Origin of the sequence: Ferrovibrio terrae (genome assembly GCF_007197755.1) — a bacterium.
Lineage (GTDB): Bacteria > Pseudomonadota > Alphaproteobacteria > Ferrovibrionales > Ferrovibrionaceae > Ferrovibrio > Ferrovibrio terrae.
On the sequence record NZ_CP041636.1, the window covers coordinates 2,482,856 to 2,506,719 of the forward strand.

The following is a 23,864-nucleotide window of genomic DNA, read 5'->3' on the forward strand; positions in this document are numbered from 1 at the left end:
GTCTGAATATGGGAAACGATCAGGCATCGATCTTATCGTCCATCCTGTAGGACATATAAGCAACGATCGCGACAAAACAACCGACGATCCAGGCGACTGGCTGCAGCGGTCCGTGCCAGTCCTGCCAATCGCCTGACCCAAGGCCGGTGACGCCGGCCAGCTTGGCCACAATCTGGGTTGCCAGATCGAGTGTAATGGCGCCGATTCCGACGCCCAGTGCCGCCGAGAAGGCGAGGTTCCAGGCGCCGCGCAGCAGGCTGGCGGGATGCCACCACGGCAGCAGGTCGCGGTCGGCCGGCTGGGGCTTGCGGAAGAGGGAGAGGGGCTGGCGGAAACGCATGGTCCTAGCAGGCAACAATGTGCCGGAGAGGTCAACTGCCTCTGCCCTTTTTCGTCATGACCGGTTCAATGAATGGTTGGCGTGGGCTCGGGCGCGTCGGCCTCGGCGGTGATGGCGGGTCGGGCCAGGATCCACAGTACCATGCGATCGCGCAGGCCCCGGATCGGTTGCGGCTTCAGCGCCACCATGTCGCGGACCGCCCCGGCATCGCCGCGGGTTTCATCAGTCAGCTTGTCGATGAAAGCCTGGCTCAGGCAGAGCTGAGCGTTCAGCGCGCGGGTCATCTGTTCCAGCCGGTGCGCCACGTTCACGGTTTCACCGATCAGGGCATATTCGATGCGGGTTTCGTCGCCGATATTGCCCAGCGTCAGTGGACCATAGTGGATGCCGACGGCTAGCTGCAGCGGCACCTGGCGCAGCAGCTTGCGCTGCCGATTGAGAAGATCCATCTCGCGCAGCATGGCGCGCGCCGCCAGCAGTGCAGCCGAGGCATCGCGCGGGCCGGGTTTGGGCGTGCCGAACGAGGCCATGATGCCGTCGCCGAGATATTTATCCAGCGTGCCGGCATTGTCGGCCACGGCGCGTGACAGGCGCTGGTGCACTTCGCGCAGGATGCCGATGGTCTGTTCAGGCGTGTGGTCGTCGGCGATCTGGGTGAAACCGACCAGGTCGGCAAACAGCACAGCGGCGTCAAGCTGCTTGACCTGGCCGAGCGCGTCGTCCATGCGCGAGAGTTCCTCGGCGATATGCGGCGAGAAATGGCGCGACAGGTTGCGCCGTGCGCGTTCGCTTTCGACCTGGCGCGCCAGCAGGGTGCGCGACCGCGCCACGGCGATGGCAAGGATCAGGCCGATCAGGCCGATCAGGATCAGGCGAGGCGCGAATTCACCGACCCGTACATTCCAGGGATTGAGGATGTAGTCGATACGCTCCTGCATCGGCACATGCAGGATATTGTCCATCCGGCTGCCGAAAGTGACGTCGGGCTGCATCACGATATACATCGTGCCGATGCTCCAGCAGATGATGGCCGCCAGCGTGGTGTTCAGCACGGTGCGTGCCGACTGGCCGAGCGCCGACAGCACGATGAAGAGTGCGACATAGAGGATGGTGTCGAAACCGAGCCGCATCGGCGGCGGCAGCTGGTTCGGGTCGAAGGGATTCGGCAGCACGATCACCGCGGTGAGCAGCGCCATGTCGATGAACGGGAATACGGCATGCATCCAGGGCCGGTCGAGCTCGGGCTTGCGCAGCAGTAGCTGCAAATAGGCCGAGAAGGCCAGGGCGCCGAGATAGGCATAATAATTTGCCGCCAGCGGCCAGCCCATCTCGATGCTCAGGATGGTGGCGACGATGATGAAGACGGCATAGCGCAGGCCGATGGTCAGCCGCAGCGCCTCATATTCCTCATGCCGGAAAGCTTCAGTCAGGCGCTCATTCTCGGCGGAGGCCTTGTTGCCGCCACCGCAAACCTGATCACACAGGCTTTGCCATAACCCGTTTCGCCGGAGCCCCATGGGCTGCGTGCCTCATCCTGTCCCTGTTGGTCGATTGTCGCCAGACCGGGCCTCCGCCGTCAATCGGCGGCCATGTGACATTGGTCATAGATGGAGGTGGTTGGGCGGGCGGGTCGGTCTATTTCCAGATCGGCTTGCCGCTGCCCGGCAGGCCGAGCCGGGGCCATTTCTCGGTCACGGTGCGGATCACGTCCTCGTCCATGCGGATTTTCTCGCCCCACTCCCTTTTCGTTTCCGGCGGCCATTTGTTGGTGGCATCGAGGCCGATCTTGCTGCCCAGGCCGGATTCCGGCGAGGCGAAATCGAGATAGTCGATCGGCGTGTGTTCGACGAAGGTGATGTCGCGCGCCGGGTCCATGCGGGTCGACATGGCCCAGATCACGTCCTTCCAGTCGCGCGCATTGATGTCGTCGTCCACCACGATGATCCACTTGGTGTACATGAATTGCCGCAGGTAAGACCACACGCCCATCATCACGCGTTTGGCATGGCCGGGATAAGCCTTCTTCATGCTGACCACGGCGACACGATACGAACAGCCTTCCGGCGGCAGCCAGAAGTCGACGATCTCGGGGAACTGTTGGCGGATCAGCGGCACGAACACATCGTTCAGCGCCTCGCCCAGCACGCTGGGCTCATCCGGCGGACGGCCGGTGAAGGTGCTGAGATAAATCGGATTGCGCCGCATGGTGATGGCGCTGACGGTGAAGACCGGGAACTGCTCGACCGAATTGTAGTAGCCGGTATGGTCGCCATAGGGGCCTTCGTCGCGGTAATCCTCCAGCGACACATGGCCTTCCAGCACGATTTCGGCCTCGGCCGGCACCTTGAGTGGAATGGTTTTGCAATCGACCAGTTCGACTTTCTTCCCACGAAGGAGTCCGGCGAACTGGTATTCCGACAATGTGTCCGGCACCGGCGTCACGGCCGCGAGAATGGTACCCGGATCGGCGCCGATCACCACAGCGGCCGGGAAAGGCTCGCGATTGCCGGCCTGCTTCCAGCGCTGATGCTGCTGCGCGCCGCCGCGATGCTTCAGCCAGCGCATCAGGGTCTGCGTCCTGTTCAGCACCTGCATGCGGTAGATGCCGAGATTGAAGCGATCGGTCTTGTCGGCCCTGTTCGGGCCCTGCGTCACCACCAGCGGCCAGGTGATCAGCGGCGATGGTTCGCCCGGCCAGCAGGTCTGGATCGGCAGCCGGCTCAGGTCGATGTCGTCGCCCTGCAGCACGATCTCATGCACCGGCGCGCCGCTGCCCACCGTTTTCGGCGTCATCGCCATCACGGTCTTGACCAGCGGCAGCAGGCCGAGTGCTTCCCTGAAACCGCCGGGCGGTTCGGGCTGGCGCAGGAAGGCCAGCGTCTCGCCGACATCCTTCAGTTCTTCCGGCTTGCGATCCATGCCGAGCGCCACGCGGTCGACCGTGCCGAACAGGTTCACCAGCACCGGAATGTCGCTCGGGCTGCCATCGGCGCGGACCGGCTTCTCGAACAGCACCGCCGGACCGCCTTCGGCGAGCAGGCGGGTCTGGATCTCGGTCATTTCCAGCACGGTGGAGACCGGCTCTTTGACGCGCACCAGCCGGCCGCTCTGCTCCAGCAGGGCCATGAAATCGCGCAATGAGGCGTAAGGCATCAGGTCCGGTCCGGTTTATGCGTGGCGAAATAGAGGCCCGGCAGCACCAGCGCCGCGCCGAGCCAATGGTAGATTGCAAATGCCTCGCCGAGAAGCAGCCAGGCCATCAGGGCGGTGTAAACCGGCGCCAGATACAGCATCAGGCCGGTGCGGTTCGGGCCCAGATGCTTGGTCATGTAGCCAAAGGTGGCATAGGCGCCGACGCCCGGCACCAGGATCAGGGTGGCGACGGCGGCGATGGTGCGCGCATCAAACGCCGGCGGCCCGATCACGGCGAGTTCATAAGCCTGGACCGGCAGCATGACCACGACGCCGGCAAAGGCGATGGCCGACAGCCGGGCGGTGACGCTCAGACTGCTGCGCCAGTGCTTCAGCAGCACGCTGTACAGCGCCCATGAAATCGCGGCGCCGAGAATGATCAGATCGCCCGGTGTGAATGTCAGATGCAGAATGGTGGTCAGGTCACCGCGCAGGATGATGGCCAGCACCCCGGCGAGCGCCAATGCGGTGCCCAGCCCCTGGCGGAAGGAAAAACTTTCGGCAAACAGCAGGCGGCTGAGCAGGATGATCATCACCGGCGAGGTGGCATAGATCAGCCCGATATTGGTGGCTGTGGTCGTGACGGCGCCGTAATAGACCGCCGCGCCGCAGATGCCCATGCCGAGGAAGCCGAGCACCACCAGATGCCGCCATTCCCGACGCAGGGCGGCACGGCTGCGCCACAACTCGCGGCCGCAGAAAGGCAGCAGCACCAGCACCACGCCAAGCCAGCGCAGTTCGGCCAGTGCCACCGGCGGGATCAGGCCGGCCGTGGCCCGTGCCATCACCATGTTGGTGGTGAACATAGCGGGGGTGACGAACAGCAGGATCTGGGCGATGCGCAGGTCGCGTGGCGATGACGAAGCTTGGGAGTCCATGGCGGGGAGATTACGGGGCAGGGAATGCCCTTACCAGAGCTTGACCCGCCCAGCCTCTGCGCCTAAGCCCATGGCATGCGCTGTTTTCCTGACCAGTTTGCCGATCTGCTGACAACCCGGGGTGAAGCCCTGCTGGCGGGCCGCCATACGCAGGCGGGCGCACTGGCCAATCCACGCACTCGGTTCCTGGCGCTGGATGGCCTGGTCGATCCGAAACAGGCGCGCGCGGTTGCCATGCTGCTGGAAAAGTACCTGCTGCCGTATTTGCGCGAGATGGCGCAGCCGATCCCGCCCGAGACGATCTGGGAGCAGACACAGAATTATGCCGAGCAGCTGCCCAAGACGATGCGGCAGCAGACCGCCCACCTCGACAATCCGCGTTCGGCTGCTTTCAAGGTGGCGCAGGAGATCGGGCTGGTCGCATGCCTGCGGTCAGACAGCTATCGCGCCTTTGCCGCAGCCCTCGCCGGGCGGACGCTGAAGAAGAAATACGGCCTGCAGGCGATTGCTTATGGCGCGGGTGACTATGCCGGGCCACATACCGATCATCACCCTGAAGAACCTGCTGCCGCGCGCGGCTATCTGGACATGCATCTCAGCTTTGCGACGACAGCCGTGCGCGACCAGTATCTGGTCTATGCGAAGACCGGCCATTTCACCGAGATGGTGGAAGTGACGCAGAAGCCCGGGCTGGTGACGGCCTACCGGCTGCCGTTCTGGCACTATACGACGCCGCTGCGGGCGAAGCCGAAACAGGACGCGAAAGCCCGCCGCTGGGTGCTGCTCGGTACGTTCCTGTTTGACGACCAGGCTTAATTACGACGCGAGATAGCCGCCCTTGGGGACCGGGCCCAGCGTGCCGCCAGCTTCCTTCACGGCCTTGATATAGGCCGCTTCCGACTTGTAGGGGCCGAATTTCTTGAAGTCATCGGGCGTGCAGGGCGTCAGCGTGCCGTCATTGCCCGGCTTGATTTTGAAATAGCCGCCATCGCGATGGATGATAGGGATGATCTTGCCCTGGCGGGTGAAGACGCGGCGCATGGTGGCCGAATGACTCTTCATCGTGTCGTATTCGTCAGGGTCGAGCTTGAAGATGCGCTCAAACGCCGCGACCATCTCGTCGACGAATTTGCGCTCGACCACCTGCATGTTGGAGATGATCCAGCAGCGGTCCTCGAAATCCCAGTAGTAGGTCAGGCCGATGAAATTGCCCTTCTTGTCCAGATACGGATAGAAGGGGAAGGAGCGGCAGGCGATGGTGCGGTTGTCGCGCTCGCAGAAGGCCGCGCCCTTGCATTCGATGGCGCAGGCATTGGAATTGAGCTCATCGACGATCCGGCGCGAGACCGCGTCGTTCGGCTTGTACTTGAACCAGAGGTCGGTGCGGCCCTTCAGCAGTTCGAACTCCGCCTTGTCCACCACCGGGATGGCATTCTCGGTGGTGCAGCAGACCGGCTGGCCGTTGTTGAGGGGCGCGCATTTGCGGCCACAATCCACGAAAGCCAGATTGGCGTTGTACTGCTTGTACAGGCTGGCGAAGTCTTTGGCGCTGATTCGGGGCTTTTTCATGCGCGCGAAGATACGCGGCGCCCCAGTTTTCGCCAAGCGATAATGGTCTTTGCCATGTCGAAAGCTAGCCCAATAAGAAGGCAGCGAAGAGGATCAGGCCCGTATCGCGATTTGCCCGGAATTTCGTCAGGCAGTCGGCGCTGTCGTCCAGTCGCAGTGTCAGCACCTGCCAGAGGAAATGTGCGGCTGCCAGGCCAAGACCGACCCAATAGGGCCAGCCGAGCCCGGCCAGCCAGCCGACCAGGGCAAGCCCGATCAGGGTGAGGTCGTAAAAGCCGGCAATCCACAGTCGCGCATGGCTGCCAAACAGCCGGGCGGTGGATTTCACCCCGATCAGGGCGTCATCTTCCTTATCCTGCAGGGCATAGATGGTGTCGTAGCCCAGCGTCCAGATGATGCCGGAGACATAGAGAATCAGCGTGATCCAGTCGAGCCGGCCGCTGACGGCGGCATAGCCCAGCACGGCGCCCCAGTTGAAGGCCAGCCCGAGGAAGAACTGCGGCCACCAGGTATAGCGCTTCATGAAGGGATAGATGGCAACCAGCCCCAGCGAGGCGACGCCCAGCCAGATCGCCAGCGCGTTCATCTGGATCAGGATGGCAAAGCCGACCAGTGCCTGCATCACCAGCCAGATCCAGGCCTGCGTCACACTCACCTGGCCCGAGGGGATCGGGCGCAGCCTGGTGCGTTCGACCTGGCCGTCGAAATCGCGATCGACAATGTCGTTGAAGGTGCAGCCGGCACCGCGCATCACCAGGGCGCCGATGCCGAACAGGACGATGAGCCAGACATCCAGTTCGGCTTCCAGCGGGCGAGCCAATGCGATGGCCCACCAGCCGGGCAGCAGCAGCAGCCAGGTGCCGATCGGGCGGTCCAGCCGGGACAGCCGGGCATAGGGTCGCCAGCCGGCCGGCAGCCAGCGTTCGACCCAGTGATTGGCCACTGCGTCGGCGGGAGCCTGATCCGTGACATCATCCCCGGGCTTTGTCATAACGCTTCGTGTAATAGGTCCTCTGTCCCAGCACAACCGGAATGGCCGAGTCTGTCAAAGCCCGCCTCCATGTGACCGACGCGTTGAGCGCGGGCGGCTCCGTCATGTTGCCCGACGATCAGGCGCATTACCTGCGGCATGTGCTGCGTCTGCAGCCTGGCGAGGCCGTGGCACTGTTCAACGGCCGCGATGGCGAATTCCGTGCCGTCATCGCCGAGGCCGGCAAGAAAGGCGTGCGGCTCGATCTCGCGGCGCAACTGCGCCCGCAGCCGGCCTCCACTGCGGATGTCTGGCTCTGCTTCGCACCGATCAAGCAGGGCCGCATCGAGATGATTGTTGAAAAAGCCACCGAGCTTGACGCCGGCCGCCTGTTGCCCGTGATCACGCGGCGCACGCAGATGCAGAAGGTCAATGCCGAGCGGCTGGCGGCGCATGCCCGCGAAGCCGCCGAGCAATGCGAGCGGCTGGACGTGCCCGAGGTGGCGCCGGCAGTCACGCTGGAGAAACTGCTGCAGGACTGGCCGCAGGACCGCCAGCTGTTTCTCTGCGCCGAACGCAGCGACGCGCCATCACTGCTGGCCGCGGCGAAAGGCAGGGGGCCATGCGCCTTGCTGGTCGGCCCCGAAGGCGGTTTCGCGCCGGAGGAACTGGATCGTCTTGCGGCCCTGTCGCAGGTGGTGACGGTATCGCTCGGGCCGCGTATCCTGCGGGCGGAAACGGCGGCGATTGCCGCCTTGGCCATTTTACAATCCGTTCGGCAGAATTAGCGTCATCGAACGGCAGCCTTACGGGGCTGGACAACAGAGCTTGGCTGCCCCATATGCGGAACGGCCGTTCGGCCCGCACCAGCAGTCCAGCGTAAACGATAATAATAAGCACTGAGGTTTTCATGTCCGGTCCCGCCCAGGCCCCAGAGACGCCGATCACGTCCAAGGCGCAGCTTGTCGAGTATCTGGCCGAGGGCAGCAAGCCGGAAGCCGACTGGCGCATTGGCACCGAACACGAGAAATTCGCCTACAACACCTCTGATTTCCGTGCGCTGCCCTATGAGGGCGCGGCGAGCATCAAGGGCCTGCTCACCGGTCTGCAGCGGTTCGGCTGGGAGCCGGTGGTCGAAGGCGGCAATGTCATCGCGCTGACCCTGGACGGCCAGTCGATCACGCTGGAGCCGGGCGGGCAGTTCGAACTTTCGGGCGCACCGCTCGAAACCATTCACCAGACCTGTATCGAGGTTTCGACGCATCTGAAGCAGGTGCGCGAAGTGGGGTCAGAGGCCGGCATTGCCATGATGGGCCTGGGCTTCAATCCGAAATGGCGCCGCGACGACATCCCGGTGATGCCCAAGGGCCGCTACAACATCATGCGTGCCTATATGCCCAAGAAGGGCAATCTCGGCCTCGACATGATGCTGCGTACCTGCACCGTGCAGGTGAATCTGGATTACGGTTCCGAAGCCGACATGGTGAAGAAATTCCGCACCAGCCTGGCGCTGCAGCCGCTGGCCGTGGCGATGTTCGCCAACTCGCCCTTCACCGAGGGCAAGCCGAACGGCTTCCTGAGCTACCGCAGCCAGATCTGGACCGACACCGATCCTGACCGTACCGGCATGCTCGGCTTCGTGTTCGATGACGGCATGAGCTTTGAGCGCTATGTCGACCATGCGCTCGATGTGCCGATGTATTTCAGCTATCGCGACGGCAAGTATATCGACGCCTCGGGCCAGAGCTTCCGTGCCTTCATGGCGGGCAAGCTGCCGGCCCTGCCGGGCGCTCTGCCCACCATGCGCGACTGGGCCGACCACATCACCACGCTGTTCCCCGAAGTGCGCATGAAGCGTTTCCTCGAGATGCGCGGCGCCGATGGCGGCCCGTGGTCGCGGCTCTGTGCCTTGCCGGCGCTCTGGGTCGGCCTGCTGTATGACAAGACCGCGCTGGATGCGGCCTGGGACCTGTGCCGCGACTGGACGCTAGCCGAGCGCGAGCAACTGCGTTTGGATGCGCCGAAATACGGTCTTCATACGCCGCTGCGTGGCCGGCCGCTGAAGCACTATGCCGAGCAGATGGTGCAGATCGCCATGAGCGGCCTGAAGAACCGCTCTCGCCTGTCGCCGGCTGGCGAGGACGAGACACATTTCCTTGAGCCGCTGGTGCGGATCGTGGAAAGCGGCGAGACGCCGGCGGAAGCGCTGCTGAAGCTCTATAACGGTCGTTGGAACAAGTCGGTCGATCCGGCTTTCACCGAACTGGCTTACTGAGCCACATTTTCAGGTGCTCCGGCTGATACAGGCTGCGCGGCAGATCGGCCGCCAGCACGGCGGGCGGCTTTGCAATCGCCTGACGCAGGTCGGCTCGCGCGGTACGCGCCTGCACCCATCGTCCCTGTTCGGCCTGCAGCGCAATCTGCGCCAACTGCCGTGACCATTCCTCCAGCAGCCCGCGGCTGCCGCGCAGGTCGTCGTCTGCGAAACGCTCGTGGATGAAGCCGATCTGGCTGCGGATCATCACCGTCATGCGTTCGGCCAGCGCGGACTCTTCCTCGGCCAGCGGCACACGCAGCGCATCGAGATAGCGCGTCAGATCGGCAAGATCCTGCCGCAGGCTGACTGGTTCGTAGACCGCCGCCGCAGGCTGCAGCTTTTCCTGATAGGCGATCAAGGCATCGAGCAGCAGGGCATCGGGCTCGGCCCCGGCGAATTCGGTCACGATCACGCGGCGGGTGAAGTCGCGTAACGAGGCCGTACGGCGGTCCTGGCCGAAACGGTCCTTGGTTTTCACGCCGCGTAGGGAGGGAATTTCCAGCGGATTGTCGATGCCGTCTTCGCCGCGCAGATTCCAGAAAGCATGGCTGACATCGATGCTCCCCGGCTTGTTAGAAAGCCCGGGGATGAAGAAGGCCGTGGTGGCAAAGCCGTTGGCGTGACAGGCCTGACAGGAAAGTCCGGCCTTGCGCGCGGTGCCGCCCAGCACATCGGGACTGCGGAAGGCGAGCCGGCCGAGGTCTACGTAGAAGCTCTGCTTCTCTCCACCCTCAAGCTGTTCTTCCGGGTGCCGGGTCAGGCTCTCGACCGACAGGCTGCCAGGCGGCAGCCATTCCAGTGCGCCAACAAGCGACTGCGCCTGCGCTGCCAGCGAGGGCAGCACAGCAACCAGCACACCGAACAGAAGCCGGCGCATAAGGAGCGCGATCAGTCGTCGCGGTGGTAGGGCAGGCCGTGATTCATCTCGCGCGACGGCTGCTCGCATTCGCAGTCGCCGACGATCTTGGCCGGCACGCCGGCCGCCGTGCAATGCGCGGGCACCGGGATCAGCACCACGCTGCCGGCACCGATCTTGGCGCCTTCACCGATCTCGATATTGCCGAGGATCTTGGCGCCGGCGCCGATCAGCACGCCGCGGCGGATCTTCGGATGGCGGTCGCCGGTTTCCTTGCCGGTGCCGCCCAGCGTCACGTTCTGCAGCATCGAGACATCGTCGTCGATCACGGCGGTTTCGCCGATCACCACGCCGGTGCCATGGTCGATCAGGATGCCGCGGCCGAACTTCGCTGCCGGATTGATATCGACGGCGAAGACTTCCGAGGTGCGGCTTTGCAGCAGGAAGGCCATGGTCTCGCGGCCTTCGCGCCACAGCCAGTTCGCCACCCGATGCGCCTGCAGCGACTGGAAGCCTTTGAAGAACAGCAAGGGCTTCAGGAAGCTGCGGCAGGCCGGATCGCGCTCGTTCACGGCAACCAGATCGGCGCGCACGGCATGACCGATATCCGGGTCGGCGGCGAAGGCGTCCTCGATCACTTCGCGCAGGCCCAGCGCCGACAGCTCGGTGCTGCCCAGCTTCTGCGCCAGGATGTAGCTCAGCGCGTCTTCCAGTCGCTCGTGATGCAGCACGGCCGAATGCGCCATGCTGCCGAGCAGAGGTTCCTGCTGGGCGGCATGGGCGGCTTCCTCGCGGATGCGCTGCCAGACCGGATCATGCTTCAGCAGGTCGACGCTGCTGTATTTCTTGCCAAGAGTCGCGGGCATGGGACTTCCCCCTCGTAAAGCGATCGGCCGGGGGCTTACGCCGCCTTGGCCGTACCGCCGACAGTCAAACCTTCGATCAGCAACGTCGGCTGGCCGACGCCAACCGGCACGCCCTGGCCGGACTTGCCGCAGGTGCCGATACCGGTGTCGAGCTGCAGGTCATTGCCGACCGCCTTCACCTGCTTCAGCACTTCGGCGCCGGCGCCGATCAGCGTGGCGCCCTTGATCGGCGCGCCGATCTTGCCGTTCTCGACCATGTAGGCTTCGGTACACGAGAACACGAACTTGCCAGAGGTGATATCGACCTGGCCGCCGCCGAAGTTCACGGCATAGATGCCCTTTTTGACACCGCCGAGGATCTCGGCCGGGTCACGGTCGCCAGCCAGCATGTAGGTGTTGGTCATGCGCGGCATCGGGTTATGGGCAAACGACTGGCGCCGGCCGTTGCCGGTCGACTTCACACCCATCAGGCGGGCGTTCATGCGGTCGTACATCAGGCCCTTGAGGACGCCGTCCTCGATCAGCATGGTGTTCTCGGTCGGCGTGCCTTCGTCGTCGATGGTGAGCGAGCCGCGGCGCTTGTCGATGGTGCCATTGTCCACGATGGTGACGCCGGGTGCGGCCACGCGCTGGCCCATCAGGCCGGAGAAGACCGAGGTCTTCTTGCGATTGAAGTCGCCTTCCAGGCCATGGCCGATCGCTTCATGCAGCAGAATGCCGGGCCAGCCCGGGCCGAGCACTACAGGCATTTCGCCGGCCGGCGCGGGTACGGAGTCGAGGTTGACCAGCGCCTGGCGCAGGGCATCGTCCACCTCGGCCTGCCAATGGGCCGGATCGAAGAACTGCTGGTAGCCGACGCGGCCGCCTGCGCCGCGGCTGCCGCTTTCCATACGGTCGCCCTGGCCGGCGACAACAGACACATTCAGGCGCACCAGCGGGCGCACATCCTGCACCAGCTTGCCGTCGGCGCGCAGGATTGCGACAGCCTGCCAGCTGCCGGCCAGTGACGCCGAGACCTGCCTGACGCGCGGATCCCTGGCGCGGGCATAGGCATCGATGGCCTGCAGCAGCTCGACCTTCTGCTCGAATGGAATCTCGTTCAGCGGATTGTCGTCGCCATAGAGGTGGCGGTTGGTGGCTACAGGGCCAAGGCTCATCTCGCCGCTATGACCGGCGCGCACGGCGCGCACGGTGGTGGCGGCGCGACGGATGGCGGCCTCGCTCAGTTCGGAGGCATGGGCATAGCCGGTCTGCTCGCCTGATACGGCGCGCAGACCGAAACCCTGTGTGGTGTCGTAGGCCGCCGCCTTCAGGCGGCCATCGTCGAAGGTCAGGCCCTCGGACTGGCTGTATTCGAGGAACAGCTCGCCATCATCGGCACCCTGCAGGGCATCGCCGACAATGCTGTCCAGCCGGGCGCGGTCGAGGCCGGCACGGGTGAAAAACAGCTCCTGGGCAGCGGATGCACCGGTCATAACGGACCCTCGAAAAACCTGAAAATCAGGAAAAACAGTAAGACAGCCTGTGGTTCAGGACTATATGGCGTTGGAGTTAAAAAAATACAGCCCCTGTAGCGGGCGGCGGCTCAATTAGCGGCGGTGGCGGTCGCCCAGTCTTTTCCGTCGCCGTAAATTAACGGCGGCGGCGATCGCTCTGGCGCAGCAATTCACCCATCTCGTCGGGTGGCACGGGCCGGCTGATCAGATAGCCCTGCAATTCGCTACAGCCCACGCCGCGCAGGAAATCGCGCTGCGCGGCGGTTTCCACACCTTCTGCCACCACAGGCAGGTCGAGACCGTTCGCCATACCGATCATGGCGCGGACCAGGGCGATGTCACGGTCGTTGCCAGGCAGGTCGGCGATGAAGGCGCGGTCGAGCTTGATCTTGCGGATCGGCAGCCGCTGGATGTAGCTCAGCGATGAATAGCCGGTGCCGAAATCGTCGAGCGCGGCATCAATGCCGATCTCGGCGAGATCGCGGATCGCCTGCACGGTGGCTTCCATATTCTGGATCGCGGCCTGTTCGGTGATCTCGATGCCGATGAAGTGCACCAGATCGGTTTCTTCCTCGGCCATTTTGCGGAAATATGCCGGCAGGTCGTCGCGGATGAACTGCTGGCCCGACACGTTCACGAAGACGCGGCGCGGCTCGATTCCGTTGCGGCGCCAGCTGCGGATCTGCTCGGCCACATTGGCGAACACCCAGCGCGTGATCTGCACGATGCTGCCGGTTTCCTCGGCCAGAGGAATGAACTCGGCCGGAGAGATCGCGCCGAGATCGGGATGTTTCCAGCGCAACAGGGCTTCGATGGCGCAGATGGCGCCGGTCGAAGTCTCCACCACGGGCTGGTAGACGACATGGAATTCGTTGTTCTCGATGGCGGCATCGAGGTTCATGGTCAGGCGCAGGCGGCGTTCGGCCGCACGCGTCATTTCCGGGCTGTAGAAGCGGGTTGAATCGCCGCCCGCGGCGCGAACCAGCTTCATCGCCAGTTCCGCCTTGGCCAGCGCGTCGCCGATCTTCTCGCTCGGATCATCGACGATTGCCGCGCCCATGCTGACCTTCAGCGGGACCACGCGACCTTCGGCGGTTACCGGCTTGGTCAGATGCGCATGCACGGTCTGCGCAAGATTGAGCGCATGGTTCAGATCGTTCACGCCGGCCAGCGCCGAGAACTGATCGGCCGCGATACGGCCGATCAGGGCCTCGCGCGGCAGCACCTCACCCAGGCGCTCTGCGATGCTTCTCAGCACCGAATCGCCGATGTGATAGCCAAAGCCTTCGTTAATATCGCGGAAGCCATCCATATCGAGGTTGAACAGCACCCAGAGGCCGCCGTCCAGGCGATGCTGCGCGCCCAGCATGCGTTCGGTCTCCGCAATGAAGCTGGCGCGGTTGAGAATGCCGGTCAGTGGATCGTTGCGGCTGGCGAATTCCGCGCGCAGTTCGACATCGCGGCGATCGGAGATGTCGCGGATCAGGCCGATGAAGGCCGGGCCGTCCTCGCCAGCATACTCGCCAACGCTGATATGGATCGGGAAAATCTCGCCGGATTTCTTCCGGCCCAGCGTGTCGCGGCCGAGCCCCAGAATCTTGGCGCGCTTGGTGGTGAGATAATTCCGCACGTAAGAGTCATGACCGGAGCGGAATGGCTCGGGCATCAGCGTCTTGACGTTCTGGCCGTTCAGTTCGCCGGCGGCATAGCCAAAGATCGTGGCGCAGGTATCGCTGGCGTTGACGATGATGCCCTGGCCATCGATGGTCAGCACGCCTTCGTTCATGGTGGCGAGCAGGGTGCGCAGCGTTTCGCCAAGCTCGGTGCTGTCGGGCTGCCGCGGCGCCGGCTGTTCCATCTTGCGCTGGGGCGCCGCCTGCATCGGTGCCGGTGCAGCCGGCTCAGGTGCAACCGGCGGCGTCCATTCCTGGTCGGCATCCGACAGCAGGCGCCAGTTCGGAAAGGTCATCTGCGCCTGCGTGCCGCTGTCCACGGTGCTGCTGAGCGACAGCGAACCGCCATGCAGTTCCATCAGGCGTTTGCTGATCGACAGGCCAAGGCCGGTGCCGCCGTGCTGGCGCGCCACCTCGGCTTTGGCGAGCTGGAAGGGTTCGAAGATATGCTCAAGTCGCTCGGGCGTGATGCCGATACCGGTATCGATCACGGTCAGCGACGGGGTGCCGTCGGGCAGCTGGCGGAACACCACATCGATCGTGCCGCTGCTGGGCGTGAACTTCACCGCGTTGCCCAGCAGATTGATCAGCACCTGCTTGACCACGCGTTCGTCGGCGCGCAGCTGCGGCAGCGTGTCGGGCGAAAGATTGCGCAGCGTGATGCCGCCCCGTTCGGCCTGCGGCCGCACCATGGTGAGCGCCGACTGAATCACCGTGGACAGGTCGACGGCCTTTTCATCCAGTGCGTAATAACCCGCCTCGATGCGCGACATGTCCAGGATGTCGCCGATCAGCGCGAGCAGATGCGTGCCCGAGCCGTTGATGTCGCGTGCGTAGTCGACGTAGCGCGGCACGCCGACCGAACCGAACATCTGGTCGCGGATGATTTCCGAGAAGCCGATGATGGCATTCAGCGGCGTGCGCAGCTCATGACTCATATTGGCCAGGAACTGGCTCTTGGCCCGGCTGGCTTCCTCGGCCTGACGCAGGGCCGACTCGATGCGGCGCTGCTGGCGGTACTGCTCGGTGATATCGCGACCGGAGCCGCGATAGCCCATGAAGCGGCCATTGGCGTCGGAGACCGGCTTGCCGTTGATCTCGATCCACAATTCGGTGTCGCCCATGATCGAGCAGTAGCGGAAGCCGCGGAACGGCTCGTGGCGGTCGAGCTGGCGGCGATGCTCTTCCCAGAACAGGGTGTCGGATTCGTTGTCGCCCTGGATGGCGACCTCCCAGCGGCAGCGGCCGAGGAACAGATTGCGCAGGGCCGTGGTCTGGCCGCCTGAAGACTCGGAAATCCAGGTGAAGCGGTGGTCCGCGTCGGTTTCCCAGAACCAGTCGGAGGCCAGTTCGGCGAAGTCGCGCAGCTTGTATTCGGCCACCTGCAGGGCGACCTGGTGCATCCGCTCCGGGGTGCTGGCCTCGGCGATCACCATCAGGCCGTTCACCCGGCCGTTATTGTCGTTCAGCGGGGCGACCGTCAGGCCCTGGCAGAGCCAGCCGTTGGCCCAGCGGATCAGGGTATTGCCGATCTGGCGCCGGCCCTCGCGACGGGTCTGGTCCAGCAAATCGCGGACCTTGGCAGCTTCACCCAGCGCAAAGCCTGCCGACAGGCCCTGGCCGGCCAGGGCCTCGGCGTTCATTTCCGTCAAAGCGGCGTAAGCGGTGTTGCAGGACACGTAACGGTAGTCATCGCCGGGGCCATATTCAACCGTGAATGCGGGCCGATCGAGCCAGTCGAGTATGTCCTGCGTCAGTTTCCGCTGGTTCGGATCGAGCATGCCTGGAGCCCCCGGGAGAGGGCAGCTTAGGGGGCTCGCCGGGATGGCGCAAGCGCAAGCCAAATCAATGCTTAAGGGGGGCAGCGAGGGGGGTGCGCAGGCGGAGCGACAAATCGTCGCAGAAAGGCCTCGGACGACGGCCCGCAGACTGGGCGCGCGACATGTGCCGGTGTATGGTCCGGCCTCGAAAGTGTTTAGACTCCCAAGTCATTAACGAGGGTATTGAACGATGGGGTGGACTTCGTTTGCGGCCGTCCGCTGGGCCGCGGGCCGTGTTTCGGCTTTGACCGCGGCTGTGGCCGTCCTGATCTCTGCTGGCGCAGCCCAGGCTGCCGATGCCGGCACGCCCGGCTTGCCGGCGCCCTGGCTGCTGGGCATGCAGCCCGCGGTGAGCCCGGTGGCTGTGGAGATGCACAATTTCCATGATCTGCTGATGTGGGTCATTACCCTGATCACGCTCTTCGTGCTGGCGCTGCTGATCTATGTGATGGTCCGCTTCCGCGCCTCGGCCAACCCGGTGCCGTCCAAGACCTCGCACAACACGCTGGTCGAAGTGCTGTGGACCGTGGTGCCGATCCTGATCCTGATCGTGATCGCGGTGCCTTCGTTCAAGCTGCTCTACTACGCCGACAAGACCGCCAAGCCGGAACTGACCATCAAGGCGATCGGCAAGCAGTGGTACTGGAGCTACGAGTATCCGGATAACGGCAACTTCACCTTCGACGCCACGATCATCCCCGAGAACGAGATCAAGCAGGGCCAGCATCGCCTGCTCGAGACCGACAACGTGGTGGTGGTTCCGGTCAACACCAACATCCGTCTGCTGATCACGGCTGCCGACGTGATCCACGCCTGGGCCATGCCGGCCTTTGGCGTGAAGAAGGATGCGGTGCCGGGTCGTACCAACGAAACCTGGTTCCGCGCCGAACGCGAAGGCACCTATTACGGCCAGTGCTCGGAAATCTGCGGCGCCTACCACGGCTATATGCCGATCAAGGTGCAGGTGGTTTCCAAGGACGCCTATGCAAAGTGGGCCGAGGAAGCCAAGCAGAAATTCGCCACTGTCGACGGTCCGTCGCCGCGTCTCGCCGACGCGCGCGCCGCCCAGTAACCGCAAGATTTAGGACCAGGGGAGCGCAATGGCTTACAATCAGGCCCACGCCCATGACGGCCATCATCATGACGATCACCACACCCCGACCGGCTTCCGCCGCTGGGTGTATTCGACCAATCACAAGGACATCGGTACGCTCTACCTGATCTTCGCCGTGATCGCCGGCCTGATCGGCGGCTTCTTCTCGGTGCTGATGCGCGCCGAACTGATGAACCCGGGCGACGGCATCCTTGCCGGCAACCATCATCTGTTCAATGTGCTGGTCACGGGCCACGGCCTGATCATGATCTTCTTCATGGTCATGCCCGCGATGATCGGCGGCTTCGGCAACTGGTTCGTGCCGCTGATGATCGGCGCGCCGGACATGGCCTTCCCGCGCATGAACAACATTTCCTTCTGGCTGCTGATCCCTGCCTTCGGCTGTCTGCTGATCTCCACCATGGTGGAAGGCCCGGCCGGCGGTCTCGGCATGGGCGGCGGCTGGACGATCTATCCGCCGCTGTCGTCGGATGTCGGTCATCCCGGTCCGGCCGTGGGCTTTGCCATCCTGAGCCTGCACATCGCCGGTGCGTCGTCGATTCTCGGCGCGATCAACTTCATCACCACCATCTTCAACATGCGCGCGCCGGGCATGACCCTGCACAAGATGCCGCTGTTCGTCTGGTCGGTGCTGATCACCGCCTTCCTGCTGCTGCTGTCGCTGCCGGTACTCGCCGGTGGCATCACCATGCTGCTGACCGACCGTTACTTCGGCACTGCCTTCTTCAAGCCTGAAGGCGGCGGCGATCCGATCCTGTTCCAGCATCTGTTCTGGTTCTTCGGCCATCCCGAAGTGTACATCCTGATCCTGCCGGGCTTCGGCATCGTCAGCCAGGTCATCTCGACCTTCTCGAAGAAGCCGGTATTCGGCTATCTCGGCATGGCCTACGCCATGGTCGCCATCGGCGTGGTCGGTTTCGTGGTCTGGGCGCACCACATGTACACCGTGGGTCTGGACGTCGACACCCGAGCCTACTTCACCGCTGCCACCATGGTGATCGCGGTGCCGACAGGCGTGAAGATATTCTCCTGGATCGCCACGATGTGGGGCGGCTCTATCCGCTTTACGGTGCCGATGCTGTTCGCCATCGGCTTCATCTTCCTGTTCACCGTGGGTGGCGTCACTGGCGTCGTGCTGGCCAATGCCGGCGTCGACACCTATCTGCATGACACCTATTACGTGGTGGCGCATTTCCACTACGTGCTCAGCCTCGGCGCCGTGTTCGCCATCTTTGCCGGCTTCTACTATTGGTTCGGCAAGATGTCGGGTTACGAGCTGAGCGAGACGGCTGGCCAGATTCATTTCTGGACCACCTTCATCGGCGTCAACCTGCTGTTCTTCCCGATGCACTTCCTCGGCCTGCAGGGCATGCCGCGCCGCATTCCGGATTATCCGGATGCCTTCGCCGGCTGGAACTACGTCGCTTCGATCGGCGCCTATATCGCCTTTGCCTCGACGCTGTTCTTCGTCGCTTCGGTGATCTGGGCCTTCATCAAGAAGAAGCAGGTAGCGGACAATCCGTGGGGCGAAGGTGCCACCACGCTGGAATGGACGCTGTCCTCGCCGCCGCCGTTCCACCAGTACGAGAAGCTTCCGGTCATCAAGTAAGACCGGAACTCCAGCCCCGGGAGTTCGAGTTTGTCCGACGCCAGTTTCATTGGACAGGTAAACGAGGCCGGCAATGCCGGCCTCGATGCCGCTTACGGCAAGACCGGCGAAGCCCGCCCGGCCGACTATTTCGCGCTGCTCAAGCCGCGCGTGATGTCGCTGGTCGTTTTCACCGGCCTCGTCGGCATGGTTCTGGCGCCTGGCTCACTTCATCCGGTGCTGGCGATCACCGCGCTGCTGTGCATCGCCATCGGGGCCGGCGCCTCGGGCGCGATCAACATGTGGTACGACGCCGATATCGACGCGGTGATGACGCGCACGCAAAGCCGTCCGATCCCGCAGGGCCGCATCAGCCGGGATGAGGCGCTCGGCTTCGGCTGCGTGCTGTCGGTCGGGTCGGTGCTGGTGATGGGGCTCGGCGTCAACTGGGTGGCGGCTGCCATCCTGGCGCTCACCATCGGCTTCTATGTCTTCATCTACACGATGTGGCTGAAGCGTCGCACGCCGCAGAATATCGTCATCGGCGGCGCCGCCGGCGCTTTCCCGCCGATGATCGGCTGGGCCGCCGTCACCGGCGACCTCAGCCTGCTGCCGCTGCTGCTGTTTGCCATCATCTTCATGTGGACGCCGCCGCATTTCTGGGCGTTGGCGCTCTATCGTTCCGACGACTACGCCCGCGCCGGCGTGCCGATGCTGCCGGTCGTGGCGGGTGAACCCGAAACGCGCCGCCAGATTCTGCTCTACAGCCTGCTGCTGGTGCCGATCACGCTCAGCCCCTGGATGCTCGGACTGGCCGGCCCGCTCTATGGTGGCGTGACTGCGCTGCTGGGCGCAATCTTCCTCGGCATCGCTTTCCGTATCTGGCGCAGCACCGATTACAAGTCGGCCAAATACATGTTCGGCTATTCGATCCTCTACCTGTTCCTGCTGTTCGCCCTGCTGCTGGCTGAGCGCGGGCTCGGCTGGGGGGCATGAGCGCGATGCCGCAGCACGACGAGCATAAGCGCCGCCGGGCGCGCAACATCGCTTTGGCGGTGGTGCTGTTTGCGCTGGTGGTGCTGTTCTACTCGATCACCATTGTCCGCATGGGAGGTGCGCATTGACCGCGCCTGACCTGCAGCGCAAGAACCGCCGCATCGCGGCCTACTGCGTCGTGACCGTGGCCTTCATGGCTGCCGGCGCGTTTGCGTCCGCACCGCTGTACGACATGTTCTGCCGTGTCACCGGATTTGCCGGCACGCCGCTGCGCGCTGCGCAGGCGCCCGGGGCCATTCCGGGTGCGGACGAGGCCGGCGAGCAGCTGGTCACCGTACGCCTGAATGCCACCGTGGCGCCGGGCATGCCATGGAAATTCCAGCCGGTGCAGCGCGAGATCAAGGTGCGCCCGGGCGAGGAAACGCTGGCCTTCTACCAGGCCACCAATCCGACCGCCCGCACCATCGTGGGTACTGCCAGCTTCAACGTCACGCCCGAGAAGGCCGGTCAGTATTTCAACAAGATCGCCTGCTTCTGCTTCACCGAGCAGGAGCTTGGCCCCGGCCAGACCGTCGATATGCCCGTGTCGTTCTTCGTCGATCCTGAACTGCTGAAGGATCCGAAGACCCGCGATGTCGTCGACATCACCTTGAGCTACACTTTCTTCCGCAAGGAAGAGCACACCCGAGTCTCGGACCGTGGCGACACCGCCCGGCCGGCCAACTAAGAGTCTGTAAGAAGGGGGTATCCATGGCCAGTAGCGCCCGCAATCACGATTACCATCTCGTCGATCCGAGCCCGTGGCCGTTCATCGGCTCGATGGGCGCCTTCGCGCTTGCCATCGGTGCGGTCTACTCTTTCCACGGCCACAGCTATCTGTGGATCCTGCCGGGCCTGGCGGTGGTGTTGTACACCATGGCTGCCTGGTGGCGCGACGTGATCAGGGAAGCCGAGCATGACGGCCACCACACCCCGGTGGTGCAGTTGCATCTGCGCTACGGCATGGTGATGTTCATCGCTTCCGAAGTGATGTTCTTCGTCGCCTGGTTCTGGGCCTATTTCGGCGCGGCGCTGTACCCGAGCGATGCGATCGGCCATGTCTGGCCGCCGGCAACGATCGAGACCTTCAATCCGTGGGAGTTGCCCTTCGTCAACACCCTGATCCTGCTGCTCTCGGGCACCACGGTGACCTGGGCGCACCATGCGCTGCTGCATGGCGACCGCAAGGGCCTGGTGCAGGGTCTGACCCTGACGGTGATCCTCGGCGTGCTGTTCACGGCCTGCCAGATCTTTGAATACAGCCATGCCGCCTTCGGCTTCACCGATGGCATCTATGCCTCGACCTTCTACATGGCGACCGGCTTCCACGGCTTCCATGTGTTCGTCGGCACGGTGTTCCTGCTGGTCTGCCTGTTCCGCGCGATGAAGGGCCACTTCAAGCCCGATCATCACTTCGGCTTCGAGGCGGCTGCCTGGTACTGGCATTTCGTCGACGTGGTCTGGCTCTTCCTGTTCGCCGCCATTTACTGGTGGGGCGCAGGTCCGGCGCATTAAGGCAAAAGCGATGGCGGCCGCCTTCTATCCGCCGCTGTCGCCAGTTTCGACGGGGCTTCGCTGCAGATGTCCACGCTGCGGCGAGGCCCCGTTGTTTGACGGGCTGCTCTCGGTCAAGCCGCGCTGCCCGTCCTGCGATCTGGATTATGCCAAGATCGATGCCGGCGACGGGCCGGCGGTTTTCGTCATCCTCATCCTTGGTTTCATCGTTGTCGGCCTGGCGCTCTGGGTCGAGCTACGCTTTTCGCCGCCGTTCTGGCTGCATATGGTGTTGTGGACGCCTTTGATCCTTGGCGGGTCGATTGGGCTGTTGCGGCCCTTCAAAGCAACGCTCGTCGCCCTACAATTCCGTCATAAGGCGTCGTCCGACATCGAATTGCTGCGTGAGTAATCCCTTGAAAATTCTCGGCATGCGGCCCGCTCTGGGCCCAACTCTCTTTACGATCCCCGCCCTGATCCTGCTGCTGGTCCTCGGCACCTGGCAGGTGCAGCGGCTGTTGTGGAAACTCGACCTGATCGAAAGCGTCGAGGAGGGGCTGAAGGCGCCGCCGGTTGCCCTGCCGACAGGCGCCGTGGATGCACAGGCCTGGCATTTCCGTCGTGTGATGGTGAAGGGCGAATTCGACCACAGCCGCGAATTCCATCTGCTGGCGCATTCCGAGCGCGGCAATTTCGGTTACCACGTCATCACGCCGCTGAAGCGCAGCGATGCGCCCGGCTCGGTTCTGGTCAGCCGCGGCTGGATTCCGGCTGACGACAAGGACCCGGCCAAGCGGGTGCCGGGACAGGTGGCGGGCGAGGTCACGATCACCGGCGTCGTGCATGCGCCCTGGGGCAAGGGCTGGTTTACGCCCGACAACGACCTGCAGCGGAACCTGTGGTATTACGGCGACGCCGCCGGGATGCTGAAGGTGGCCGGCATCAGCGATGCGCCGGTGCTGTTCGTCGATGCGGATGCGAGCGTGACGGTACCCGGCGGCTGGCCGCGATCGGGCCATACGCGGCTGACCTTCACCAACAATCATCTGGCCTATGCCTTCACCTGGTATAGCGGTGCCGTCGTGCTGGCCGTGATCTATGTGCTGTGGCATCGTCGGCGCGCACGCGAAGGCCAGAAGGCAGGGCTGGACAAGCCATGAAAACCTATAAGGCGCTGGAGAAGCAGTTCCGCCGCATCAGTGCCGTCAACGGCGCACTGGCGGTGCTGGGCTGGGACCAGTCGACCATGATGCCCGAAGGCGGTGCCAGGGCCCGCGCCGAGCAGGTGGCGACACTCAGCGTGCTGCGGCATGACTGGATCACCGACCCGAAGCTGGGCGACCAGCTCAATCTGGCGGCGTCTGACGCGAAGGCGCTGGACGACTGGCAGCGCGCCAATCTGCGCGAGATGCAGCGCCAGTGGCGCCATGCCACGGCCCTGAACCCCAGGCTGGTCGAAGCGCGCACAAAGGCGGCGATGGCCTGCGAGATGGTGTGGCGCAAGGCGCGCCGCGACGACGACTTCAAGAGTTTCGCCAAGGCCTTCAAGCCGGTGCTGGAGCTGACCCGCGAAGTGGCGGCGGCGAAGTCTGCGGCCTTCGGTCTCGGCACCTATGATGCACTGCTCGATGAATACGAGCCGGGCGGCCGCTCGGCCAGCATCGACAAGCTGTTCGCCGATCTGGCCGGCTTCCTGCCCGACTTTATCGATCGCGCCCTGGTGAAGCAGGCCAGGCGCCCGGACCCGTTGCCGCTGCTGGGGCCGTTCCCGACCGAGACGCAGCGTGAGGTCGGGCTGAAATTCATGAAGGTGCTGGGGTTTGATTTCAGTCACGGCCGGCTGGATGTCAGTGCGCATCCCTTCAGTGGCGGCGTGCCGGACGATGTGCGCATCACCACGCGCTATGCGGAAGACGATTTCACCAAGGCGCTGATGGGCATCCTGCATGAAACCGGTCATGCGCTGTACGAATTGGGCCTGCCCAGGGCCTGGCGCGACCAGCCGGTCGGCGAGGCGCGCGGTATGGTGCTGCATGAAAGCCAGAGCCTGCTGATCGAGATGCAGGTCTGCCGTGGCGCGGAATTCCTGACCTATGCCACGCCGCTGCTGCGCAAGGCCTTCAAGGGCAGCGGCGAAGCCTGGTCCGAAGCCAACATGCAGGGCATCTATGCCCGCGTGAAGCCGGACCTGATCCGCGTGGATGCCGATGAAGTGACCTATCCGGCGCATGTGATGCTGCGCTACCGTCTGGAACAGGCAATGCTGAACGATGACCTGCCGATTGCCGAGCTGCCGGCTGCCTGGAATGACGGCATGCAGACCCTGCTGGGCGTGGACGTGCCGGACGACCGCAACGGCTGCATGCAGGACATCCACTGGCCGTCGGGCGCGATCGGCTATTTCCCGACCTATACGCTCGGCGCCATGTCAGCGGCGCAGCTGTTTGCCGCCGCCAAGGCGCAGGATGCCGCCATCCTGCCCGGCATTGCCAAGGGCAATTTCAAGCCGCTGCTGAAATGGCTGCGCGCCAATGTGCATGGCAAGGGCGCACTGCTGACCACCGACGAACTGCTGCGCGAAGCCACCGGGAAACCGCTGGGCACCGCGGCTTTCAAGGCCCACCTCAAGGCCCGCTACCTGAACTGAGATAACGTC

The 23,864-nt window shown here is 64.0% G+C and carries 22 protein-coding genes; 12 read left to right on the forward strand and 10 right to left on the reverse strand.

What is annotated here, in order from left to right:
• Positions 1 to 19: 19 nt before the first annotated feature.
• The 4 genes from FNB15_RS12110 to FNB15_RS12125 all read right to left on the reverse strand — a co-directional run bounded on the left by FNB15_RS12110 (position 20) and on the right by FNB15_RS12125 (position 4,410).
• A complete protein-coding gene (locus FNB15_RS12110; protein ID WP_144068948.1) occupies positions 20 to 340 on the reverse strand; it encodes a hypothetical protein in 321 nt (106 codons plus the stop codon).
• A 65-nt stretch (positions 341 to 405) separates the two neighbouring features.
• Positions 406 to 1,857 (reverse strand): adenylate/guanylate cyclase domain-containing protein, encoded by a 1,452-nt coding sequence (locus tag FNB15_RS12115; RefSeq protein WP_144068949.1) that lies wholly within the window; start codon positions 1,855 to 1,857, stop codon positions 406 to 408.
• 118 nt (positions 1,858 to 1,975) lie between these two features.
• On the reverse strand, positions 1,976 to 3,493 hold the full coding sequence (locus FNB15_RS12120) for a UbiD family decarboxylase (protein WP_144068950.1): 1,518 nt from the start codon (positions 3,491 to 3,493) through the stop codon (positions 1,976 to 1,978).
• Entirely contained in the window at positions 3,493 to 4,410 is a 918-nt protein-coding gene (locus FNB15_RS12125; RefSeq protein ID WP_144068951.1) for a DMT family transporter, read from the reverse strand. Before FNB15_RS12125 ends, FNB15_RS12120 begins: the two co-directional genes overlap by 1 nt.
• A gap of 75 nt (positions 4,411 to 4,485) precedes the next feature.
• Between FNB15_RS12125 and FNB15_RS12130 the strand changes: the two genes are divergently transcribed.
• Entirely contained in the window at positions 4,486 to 5,226 is a 741-nt protein-coding gene (locus tag FNB15_RS12130; protein WP_144068952.1) for a hypothetical protein, read from the forward strand.
• On the opposite strand, the gene FNB15_RS12135 is transcribed toward FNB15_RS12130, so the two are convergent.
• Together FNB15_RS12135 and ubiA are read right to left on the reverse strand one after the other, a co-directional pair.
• Positions 5,227 to 5,979: a hypothetical protein gene (locus FNB15_RS12135; RefSeq protein WP_144068953.1), complete on the reverse strand. Its 753-nt coding sequence runs from the start codon at positions 5,977 to 5,979 to the stop codon at positions 5,227 to 5,229.
• A gap of 64 nt (positions 5,980 to 6,043) precedes the next feature.
• Positions 6,044 to 6,970 carry a 4-hydroxybenzoate octaprenyltransferase gene (gene ubiA, locus FNB15_RS12140; RefSeq protein ID WP_144068954.1) on the reverse strand — a complete coding sequence of 309 codons (927 nt, stop codon included), beginning with the start codon at positions 6,968 to 6,970 and terminating at the stop codon, positions 6,044 to 6,046.
• A gap of 104 nt (positions 6,971 to 7,074) precedes the next feature.
• Here ubiA and FNB15_RS12145 point away from each other — a divergent pair, with 104 nt between their 5' ends.
• Complete coding sequence (locus tag FNB15_RS12145) at positions 7,075 to 7,737, forward strand: 16S rRNA (uracil(1498)-N(3))-methyltransferase (protein WP_246068672.1); 663 nt, start codon at positions 7,075 to 7,077, stop codon at positions 7,735 to 7,737.
• A 122-nt stretch (positions 7,738 to 7,859) separates the two neighbouring features.
• Entirely contained in the window at positions 7,860 to 9,224 is a 1,365-nt protein-coding gene (locus tag FNB15_RS12150; RefSeq protein WP_144068956.1) for a glutamate--cysteine ligase, read from the forward strand.
• Here FNB15_RS12150 and FNB15_RS12155 read toward each other — a convergent pair.
• From FNB15_RS12155 to FNB15_RS12170, 4 genes are all read right to left on the reverse strand, one after another.
• Positions 9,205 to 10,143 carry a hypothetical protein gene (locus FNB15_RS12155; protein ID WP_144068957.1) on the reverse strand — a complete coding sequence of 313 codons (939 nt, stop codon included), beginning with the start codon at positions 10,141 to 10,143 and terminating at the stop codon, positions 9,205 to 9,207. The two genes, FNB15_RS12150 and FNB15_RS12155, sit on opposite strands and share 20 nt — an antisense overlap.
• 11 nt (positions 10,144 to 10,154) lie before the next feature.
• Positions 10,155 to 10,988: a serine O-acetyltransferase gene (gene cysE, locus FNB15_RS12160; protein WP_144068958.1), complete on the reverse strand. Its 834-nt coding sequence runs from the start codon at positions 10,986 to 10,988 to the stop codon at positions 10,155 to 10,157.
• 35 nt (positions 10,989 to 11,023) lie between these two features.
• Complete coding sequence (gene tldD / locus FNB15_RS12165; protein WP_144068959.1) at positions 11,024 to 12,463, reverse strand: metalloprotease TldD; 1,440 nt, start codon at positions 12,461 to 12,463, stop codon at positions 11,024 to 11,026.
• Between the two features lie 157 nt (positions 12,464 to 12,620).
• Positions 12,621 to 15,938 carry a bifunctional diguanylate cyclase/phosphodiesterase gene (locus tag FNB15_RS12170; RefSeq protein ID WP_144068960.1) on the reverse strand — a complete coding sequence of 1,106 codons (3,318 nt, stop codon included), beginning with the start codon at positions 15,936 to 15,938 and terminating at the stop codon, positions 12,621 to 12,623.
• Positions 15,939 to 16,221: 283 nt separating this feature from the next.
• Between FNB15_RS12170 and coxB the strand changes: the two genes are divergently transcribed.
• Genes coxB through FNB15_RS12210 form a run of 9 tightly spaced genes read left to right on the forward strand, consistent with a single transcriptional unit; the run spans position 16,222 to position 23,855 of the window.
• Entirely contained in the window at positions 16,222 to 17,049 is an 828-nt protein-coding gene (coxB, locus tag FNB15_RS12175) for a cytochrome c oxidase subunit II (RefSeq protein ID WP_246068673.1), read from the forward strand.
• A 28-nt stretch (positions 17,050 to 17,077) separates the two neighbouring features.
• The gene (gene ctaD / locus FNB15_RS12180) at positions 17,078 to 18,700 is read left to right on the forward strand and encodes a cytochrome c oxidase subunit I (protein WP_144068962.1); all 1,623 of its coding nucleotides are present in this window, start codon (positions 17,078 to 17,080) and stop codon (positions 18,698 to 18,700) included.
• 30 nt (positions 18,701 to 18,730) lie between these two features.
• Entirely contained in the window at positions 18,731 to 19,675 is a 945-nt protein-coding gene (locus FNB15_RS12185) for a heme o synthase (protein ID WP_281287771.1), read from the forward strand.
• Positions 19,672 to 19,803: a hypothetical protein gene (locus FNB15_RS21475; protein WP_281287772.1), complete on the forward strand. Its 132-nt coding sequence runs from the start codon at positions 19,672 to 19,674 to the stop codon at positions 19,801 to 19,803. Before FNB15_RS12185 ends, FNB15_RS21475 begins: the two co-directional genes overlap by 4 nt.
• Positions 19,800 to 20,402: a cytochrome c oxidase assembly protein gene (locus FNB15_RS12190; protein WP_221932639.1), complete on the forward strand. Its 603-nt coding sequence runs from the start codon at positions 19,800 to 19,802 to the stop codon at positions 20,400 to 20,402. Before FNB15_RS21475 ends, FNB15_RS12190 begins: the two co-directional genes overlap by 4 nt.
• A 23-nt stretch (positions 20,403 to 20,425) precedes the next feature.
• Entirely contained in the window at positions 20,426 to 21,229 is an 804-nt protein-coding gene (locus tag FNB15_RS12195) for a cytochrome c oxidase subunit 3 (protein WP_144068963.1), read from the forward strand.
• Positions 21,230 to 21,239: 10 nt separating this feature from the next.
• Positions 21,240 to 21,620, forward strand: coding sequence for a DUF983 domain-containing protein (locus FNB15_RS12200; RefSeq protein WP_144068964.1), 381 nt, complete (start codon positions 21,240 to 21,242; stop codon positions 21,618 to 21,620).
• Positions 21,613 to 22,368: an SURF1 family protein gene (locus tag FNB15_RS12205; protein WP_144068965.1), complete on the forward strand. Its 756-nt coding sequence runs from the start codon at positions 21,613 to 21,615 to the stop codon at positions 22,366 to 22,368. Before FNB15_RS12200 ends, FNB15_RS12205 begins: the two co-directional genes overlap by 8 nt.
• On the forward strand, positions 22,365 to 23,855 hold the full coding sequence (locus FNB15_RS12210) for a carboxypeptidase M32 (RefSeq protein WP_144068966.1): 1,491 nt from the start codon (positions 22,365 to 22,367) through the stop codon (positions 23,853 to 23,855). The genes FNB15_RS12205 and FNB15_RS12210 overlap by 4 nt, the downstream gene beginning before the upstream one ends.
• Positions 23,856 to 23,864 lie beyond the last annotated feature (9 nt).

Excerpts from the sequence above, each read along its gene's own strand:
- FNB15_RS12195 (WP_144068963.1), top strand. The coding sequence starts at position 20,426 with ATGGCCAGTAGCGCCCGCAATCACGATTACCATCTCGTCGATCCGAGC.
- FNB15_RS12120 (WP_144068950.1), bottom strand. The coding sequence starts at position 3,493 with ATGCCTTACGCCTCATTGCGCGATTTCATGGCCCTGCTGGAGCAGAGC.
- FNB15_RS12130 (WP_144068952.1), top strand. The coding sequence starts at position 4,486 with ATGCGCTGTTTTCCTGACCAGTTTGCCGATCTGCTGACAACCCGGGGT.
- FNB15_RS12115 (WP_144068949.1), bottom strand. The coding sequence starts at position 1,857 with ATGGGGCTCCGGCGAAACGGGTTATGGCAAAGCCTGTGTGATCAGGTT.
- FNB15_RS12155 (WP_144068957.1), bottom strand. The coding sequence starts at position 10,143 with ATGCGCCGGCTTCTGTTCGGTGTGCTGGTTGCTGTGCTGCCCTCGCTG.
- tldD (WP_144068959.1), bottom strand. The coding sequence starts at position 12,463 with ATGACCGGTGCATCCGCTGCCCAGGAGCTGTTTTTCACCCGTGCCGGC.
- FNB15_RS21475 (WP_281287772.1), top strand. The coding sequence starts at position 19,672 with ATGAGCGCGATGCCGCAGCACGACGAGCATAAGCGCCGCCGGGCGCGC.
- ctaD (WP_144068962.1), top strand. The coding sequence starts at position 17,078 with ATGGCTTACAATCAGGCCCACGCCCATGACGGCCATCATCATGACGAT.
- cysE (WP_144068958.1), bottom strand. The coding sequence starts at position 10,988 with ATGCCCGCGACTCTTGGCAAGAAATACAGCAGCGTCGACCTGCTGAAG.
- FNB15_RS12145 (WP_246068672.1), top strand. The coding sequence starts at position 7,075 with ATGTTGCCCGACGATCAGGCGCATTACCTGCGGCATGTGCTGCGTCTG.
- FNB15_RS12135 (WP_144068953.1), bottom strand. The coding sequence starts at position 5,979 with ATGAAAAAGCCCCGAATCAGCGCCAAAGACTTCGCCAGCCTGTACAAG.
- FNB15_RS12210 (WP_144068966.1), top strand. The coding sequence starts at position 22,365 with ATGAAAACCTATAAGGCGCTGGAGAAGCAGTTCCGCCGCATCAGTGCC.
- FNB15_RS12200 (WP_144068964.1), top strand. The coding sequence starts at position 21,240 with ATGGCGGCCGCCTTCTATCCGCCGCTGTCGCCAGTTTCGACGGGGCTT.
- FNB15_RS12150 (WP_144068956.1), top strand. The coding sequence starts at position 7,860 with ATGTCCGGTCCCGCCCAGGCCCCAGAGACGCCGATCACGTCCAAGGCG.
- FNB15_RS12110 (WP_144068948.1), bottom strand. The coding sequence starts at position 340 with ATGCGTTTCCGCCAGCCCCTCTCCCTCTTCCGCAAGCCCCAGCCGGCC.
- ubiA (WP_144068954.1), bottom strand. The coding sequence starts at position 6,970 with ATGACAAAGCCCGGGGATGATGTCACGGATCAGGCTCCCGCCGACGCA.
- FNB15_RS12125 (WP_144068951.1), bottom strand. The coding sequence starts at position 4,410 with ATGGACTCCCAAGCTTCGTCATCGCCACGCGACCTGCGCATCGCCCAG.
- FNB15_RS12170 (WP_144068960.1), bottom strand. The coding sequence starts at position 15,938 with ATGCTCGATCCGAACCAGCGGAAACTGACGCAGGACATACTCGACTGG.